At 39.5% G+C, this 1987-nt stretch carries 3 protein-coding genes; all 3 read right to left on the bottom strand.

Translation table 11 applies throughout. The features are described from left to right. Window positions 1–224: 224 nt before the first annotated feature. Entirely contained in the window at window positions 225–809 is a 585-nt protein-coding gene (locus WAM07_RS12380; RefSeq protein WP_422167274.1) for a metalloregulator ArsR/SmtB family transcription factor, read from the bottom strand. A gap of 141 nt (window positions 810–950) precedes the next feature. Continuing rightward, complete coding sequence (locus WAM07_RS12375; RefSeq protein WP_422167272.1) at window positions 951–1151, bottom strand: hypothetical protein; 201 nt, start codon at window positions 1149–1151, stop codon at window positions 951–953. 36 nt (window positions 1152–1187) lie between these two features. After that, complete coding sequence (locus WAM07_RS12370; RefSeq protein ID WP_422167270.1) at window positions 1188–1589, bottom strand: DUF4181 domain-containing protein; 402 nt, start codon at window positions 1587–1589, stop codon at window positions 1188–1190. Window positions 1590–1987 lie beyond the last annotated feature (398 nt).

Here is a 1987-nt window from a genome sequence, read left to right as displayed (position 1 = left end):
GAATCCGCAAACCGAGTGCGGTCCCTACCGCCATCCCTGAGCCGGTAACCTGTAGAATAAGCGTCAACACGGCGACCTGACTGAACCTGTCCCCCACTCCACTAATGATACCTGAATAAAATAAGCGACGGTACGAATGGTTTTCTAACATCCTTAGACGCTCCTCCATTTCAAATTAGATACTCATCTAATTAGTTGGTTAAAAAAAGAGACCAGCGTTATCGTTAGACAACGACGGGCCACATTTCTTCAGGGTTTAGTTCATAACGATTGCTTTCTCTGTACATGAAGTGGTGCATAATCCATTCTCTTCGCACCGTAGCATAATCCTCAAAGAATGTTTGAATGTATTCGTTCACTTCTTTCTCCTCATAAGTTTTTCCGGGTTGGAATGCTTTAACATAATAAGCCAGAATAACGACTCGCTTCTTCAACTGGCTGGGCATCTGCTTGAGTTTTCCATCTACCGTGATAAAGTTTTGAAGAATCTGACGCTCCTCTTTCTCTGTTACCTGCCACTCTTTATCAGCTTTCACTTGTTCATCTCCTATTCGTGTCACAGCCTCTGCCATAAATGTAAGTTTCTTTTCATCCAGATAAAAATAAATCGTGTTTTTATCGCGGCGGGAGTAAACCATTCCCGTATCCCTTAATTTCTTTAAGTGATGGGTAATTGTCGGCGGTCGAAGTCCAAGTTTCCCTGCAATGGCTTGCCCATGAAGCGGCCCCTGTCTAAGTAGAGCAATAATACGTAACCGTGTGGGATCTCCAGCGGCTTTATGAAAAGCTACCATTTTATCTAACTGCATAATAAGTCTCCTTTTCTATCTAATTAGTTGTTCATCTAATTAGATAATAATGAAATTAAGGAGTAAAGTCAATCAAGATTTTTTTGAAACCAATAAAAAATCAGCTTAGGCATATCTAAGCTGACCCTATATAGCTGTGTGCTATTTATATTTTTCATCTAATTGTTCTTTCCACCGAACCAGAATGAAGATAATAAGTACAATCATCACTAGGACGATCAGAGTTCGCAGCATTCGAAGATCTTCAAAAAGGCCAAAATAGGACAGCACCAGGGTAATTCCAATAATCACTCCCGCTGTCACCAGAATGCTTCCATAAATCTTATCTTTAACACCTTTCATACAAGACCCTCTTTTTCTTTATTCAAAAAATATCCTCTACCTAAATAAGAGGAATACGCCTACAATAGCTATAAAAAATAGCGCCACTTCCACAAGAGATACTTTATAATTCTGCCTGTTAGACGAGAATTTCCATTCTGCGAAAGCCTGGAAGCCAAGTTGGACTATTGTAAATACAATTAACAATACCGAGATGGCGAAGGGATAATTAATAGTCCACGGCATCGATGCTAGAAGAAGGATAATAAATAAAGCACGAAGCATCGATTCCCCTTTTTTATGAAAATCATTAATATGGTTATAGGAAAACCATTTCTTCTTATCTGCACCTAATAAGTTCCTCAAAATTAAAGAAATTCCTATTAAAGGAACTATAATAGCTGCCAACTTTATTAAAAAAATGATGTCAAAAACATGATTCGCTACACCGTTTTCCATCAAACTCACTCCAAGGTCGTCTTTATTACGAACGTGTTAATTGATGGCTCTGTTATAGTTGATTGTTGATTTTTCATAAGGATTATTACGCAATAGGGCCGTTTAGTTGAAGACTCGATTCCGAGATATTGGGTGGAGAAGTGGCTCCAGGGAACGGCTCGCTTTCCGCGGGCATGTGGTGAGCTTCCTCAGGCTTCGCCTTCCGGGATCTCACCGATCATGTTCATCCCGCAGGAGATTCCTATGGGATTTCAAATAGAGGTTCTTGTATGAAAAAAAGCCCTCCGTTATGATGCATTTGTACCTACAAATACAAACATCAAAAGGAGGACTCCTCTATGAATAATAAAAGGAATCAAAAAATAAATCAAATCACCGAAGACACGTTAGTCATCGGT

It is taken from the genome of Halobacillus sp. (assembly GCF_049282395.1).
In the GTDB taxonomy this organism is placed as follows: Bacteria; Bacillota; Bacilli; order Bacillales; family Halobacillaceae; genus Halobacillus.
The sequence above is the reverse complement of the archived record's forward strand: the minus strand, read 5'-3'. Positions and strand labels throughout refer to the sequence as shown.